The 4,474-nt window shown below is 30.3% G+C and carries 2 protein-coding genes; both read right to left on the bottom strand.

Annotated elements, in window-relative coordinates; translation table 11 throughout:
- Nucleotides 1–23 precede the first annotated feature (23 nt).
- Nucleotides 24–2,276: an immunoglobulin-like domain-containing protein gene (locus BN7997_RS06930; protein ID WP_071120104.1), complete on the bottom strand. Its 2,253-nt coding sequence runs from the start codon at nt 2,274–2,276 to the stop codon at nt 24–26.
- A 23-nt stretch (nt 2,277–2,299) separates the two neighbouring features.
- Entirely contained in the window at nt 2,300–4,447 is a 2,148-nt protein-coding gene (locus BN7997_RS06925) for a M60 family metallopeptidase (protein WP_195906804.1), read from the bottom strand.
- Nucleotides 4,448–4,474 lie beyond the last annotated feature (27 nt).

Here is a 4,474-nt window from a genome sequence, read left to right as displayed (position 1 = left end):
TTGTTAGTCGATCCATTTCCGCCTTATGTATTTCCACCATTCGAGTTATTATTATCTTCTTCAACCTTTAATGTATTAACTACTATTTCTTTGTATTTAGAAGCATTTGCTAAGCTATTATCTATCTTAAGTTCTACATAGTATTCAGTATTTCTTGCAAATAATCTATACTTAGTTAATTTTATTTTGTATACTGTAAACTCTTTAGTTTCTATAGTATCAACTATTTTAGAGTTCCCTTTCTTTAAATCTTTGACAAAGTTTGTAAAATCTTCTGATCTAACGTCTTTAACTTCTAATTCTACAGGTGAATTTAAATCTCCTTGTCCAGATACTGGTGTTACTATGTTAGTGTCTATAATATTAGCTATAACATCTGGAATTACATCATCCTTTTTAAAGTCTTGTACAGTTACTTCAAAGCTATCACTTAGATTACTTCCATCAGTTGTAGTAGCTGTAATAACTACCTTACCTTCACCTTTTGCAGTTACTTTAGCAGTATTTCCTTTTGCTTCAAGATTTAATATATTAGTATCACTTACAGACCACTTTATATCTTTTATATCTGCTTCTTTGTTAACAGCTGCATTTATTTCTTTAGAAGCTCCTAAGTATAAATTATTAAACTTATTGCTTATCTTTATTTCACTAGCAAGTGTAACGCCTTTAACTACTGTTACTGTTATTGTCTTAGTTGCTGTTGCTCCATTTTTATCTTTTACTCTATAAGTTACAGTGTAGTTACCTTCTTTTTTAGTATCTACATTATTATTTACTACTTCTACACTTTGTGTTAAGTCTTTATCTTCTTCATCGTATGCAGTAACTATACTTAAAGGATTAAACGTATCACCTAATTTTATAGTTGTATCATTTGCATATATTACAGGTACATGATTTATTGAAGACATTTTAGGATTTACTTTTACAATACTTTGTAATCTTGTAGTTTTACCTTTGCTATCAGTTGCACTGTATAATACTCTATATTCTCCTGCAAGATTAGTATTTACATTACTATCTACAACTAATTGTATATCATCATCTTCATCAGTTACATGAACACCAGCTCTTGGGTCAAAGCTATCTCCTACTTTTAATGTATGGTTTTTAACTCCTGAGATTACAGGCGCTTTATTAGCTATTACATTTAAATTAACTTGTATTTTAGCTTCATTTCCATAAGTATCTACTGCAGTATATGTTAATACATAAGTAGTGTCATTCTCTGGATCTAATTCAAGAGCCTTATCTGTAGATACTTTTACTTCTAATTCTCTTCCCTTTGCATCTACTGCTTTAACATTTTCTAATGGTTTAAATATATCTCCACCGCTTATTGTTATATTTGTTTGTAGTGCTTGCCCGTCTCTAGTTATAGTAGGAAGATCTTTTACATTTGCATAATCTACATATACTTGTATTTCTATAGGTTCAGATTTTTCATTATAGCTATCTATAGCTCTACATTCTAAGCTATATAATCCTGGTGTTTGTTTACTAAATGTTGTTATTACAGGCTTATTACTTTGAGATAAATCTTTAACTTGTAATTCAACAGCATCACCATCTATATCTTTCATAGTTATTCCTAGGTTTTGAGGTGTTAATTCTAATTTTTCACCTTCTACTATTTTTATAAAGTCTTTAGAAGAGGTTATAGTTGGTGCTGTATTTAAGCTAAGAGTTTCATCATCTGATACTACTCCTAAATCACTATATTCCTTATTTGTTACAGATAAGTATTTATACTCATCTTTATCATTTGGAACTACTTTATAAGTAGTTCCTCCTTGTTTTGTAGTTTTATCACTTGCTTTTAAATCTAACTCAAATACTTCTATTTTATTTCCTAACTTAGGTAAAGAGTTTTCTGATGTTATAAGAACATCTATAGTGTTTGAGTCTTGGTTATATGTGTAATCAGCTAGTATATCATTACTGCTATCTTGATATTCATTACTTGCTAATCTAGCTTGAACTTGTGGTTTTATTAAGTCTTTTATACTCGACTCACCATTAGCAAGTTTTACATTTCCATCTAGTTTTACACTAAATTGTATTGACTTTGGTATATCTTGTACGTTATCTATAGATACTTTTACAGTATCTCTATCTATTTTTTCTACATCTAATTTTAACTTGTTCCCAATATCAGTTGATTTAACATCATTTGCCTTCATATTCGGGACTGCATAAATAATTGCAGCTGTAGAAGTTAAAGCTAATGTAGATACAACAGCAGTTTTAACTGACGATTTTAATTTCCTCATATGTCTCTCCTTCTTAAAAATGTCTATCTATTCTCAAATGCCTTTTTTACAGTATTTTGATCTATTTCCATTACTTTAGCAGCTGATGATCTCGCCTTTGAAGTAGCTAAATCTATTGTTGGTAACTTACTTAAATCACTTGGTAATTCATATAAGAAGGTATCACTTACTAATCTTTGTCCAACAGGAGCTCCTGTAGAGTCTAGCTTGTTATATCTATATAACTCAGCCTTAACTTGACTACCTTTTATGTTTTGTTCTCCATTTATTATTGCCTTTTCTTGTTCTGGTGTTATCCAGTATATCCAACTACCTTGTGCTACTTCACCTAACTGTGCATCTTCTGGTAATTCTGCAAGAAGTATAACTTGTGATTGTAATGCATAGTTTCCATCATTTTCATTTAATACTAATGGTACGTTAAATGCAGGATCACCTCTATATTCACCTGTTATTAATATAGAACCTTGAGGTATTACCTTATCCTTAGCATATGTGTAATCTGATTTTAATCTACCAATACCGTTTGTATACTTACCATTGTTGTAGCTTCCTATTTCTATATTATCTCCAGGTTGTCCTAATAACTCAAGTTCACCTATAGATATAGTTTTTGCACCTTTTGCTACTAACTTCACATATTGAGCATTAGTTGACCATAATTGTTTATTTGAATCATTTCCGCTTTCATTAAAGTAAATTGTGTTTTCTTTTGTAGTATCAAATTTTCCTGAGTGAACTTTAGTCCATTTTTTATTATCACTACTTACTAATACTTCATAATCACTTATTGAGTCATATGTTACTTCTTTATTTTTAGTAAATAACCTTTTAAATGAGAATTTCTTAGCAGTAGTATTTCCTGGAGTATATTTTAATCCTATTACTTGTTTGCTAGTTCCCATATTTATAGTTACATATGGATCTCCACTTAAAGTTTGTCCAGTGTTATCAGTTCCAATAGCACCGTTATAAACTGTTGATGCATCGTTATCTTTAATATTATTTATTGAACCATCTTCATTGTGTCCATGTCCTGTATTTTCGTGAACTGTATCATCTGGGCTTATTGTATTAGTATCAAATGTCCAATCCTTCTTAGCTAGGCTTCCATCATGAGTAACTTTTACAGTACCTAATTCAAATTCACTACTTTTATTTAAGCTATAGTCGTAAGCTTTTACTTTATATGTGAATGTTCTATTGTTTACTGAATCTATAACATCTTTGTACTCAGTTATGTTACTTTCTTTATTTCTTTCAACAAATCCAACAGGAACTTCTTTAAATCCAGTTGCAGCTGCTTCTTTTCTTATTATTTCATAACCTAAAATCTTATCATTATCTTTGTTTACACTTATATTAAGTGGTACACTCTTTTGATTTAAATAAGTCTTTTCTGTTACTTGGTTACCTTTATCATCAGTTCCGAAGCTAGCACTTACCGCTACATCATCAGCCATAGTAATTGAGCTCATATCATTTTTACTAATAGCATCTAATTTCTTTCTTCTAGCTTCATCATTTATATATTGTATATCTCTAGTTTCAACTGGATAATCCATTTTATTTAAGTATTCATCAGTTTTTGGACTAGCTACTAATCCCCAAGCCTTAAAGAATGGTCTTAAATCTTTTTTAACCGCATCTGAAGCTCTCATTATATATGTTTGAGCAGTTTGGTCATATCCTGTTTCACTAGGAGCTATACCTTTTTCCCTAGTTATTCTATATAATTTAGAGTAGAATGTATCGTTATCTAAATCACCATCACTATTTGTTTTTATCATATTATAAGTATAACTATCATCATATGCTAAGTGTAATTGCCAGAACATTGCAAGTCCTGTTCTACCCCTTGGTACACCTACACTTTGTGAAGTTACTCTATCATATACATCTTCATATCCATTTCCATCTTCTATTCTAGATGAGTTTTCATCGTTATATGTTTGAGTCATAAGTGCTAAAATATTATTTGTAACCTCTGCATATGTTAAACCTGGTCTATCATGAACATGCCCTATTTCATGACCTATTCCCCATCCAAATAATTGTCCATCTTCAGAATTTATTAGCTTTCCATTTTCATCTAATTTAAATGGCACACCAGTCATCATACCTGCACTAGAACCATAACCTATACCAACATGGTGACTTGAAGCATACATAAATGCTCCTGTAAACATCAAATATCA

The organism is Romboutsia timonensis (assembly GCF_900106845.1).
In the GTDB taxonomy this organism is placed as follows: Bacteria; Bacillota; Clostridia; order Peptostreptococcales; family Peptostreptococcaceae; genus Romboutsia; species Romboutsia timonensis.
This window is presented reverse-complemented; position numbering and strand designations above follow the sequence as displayed.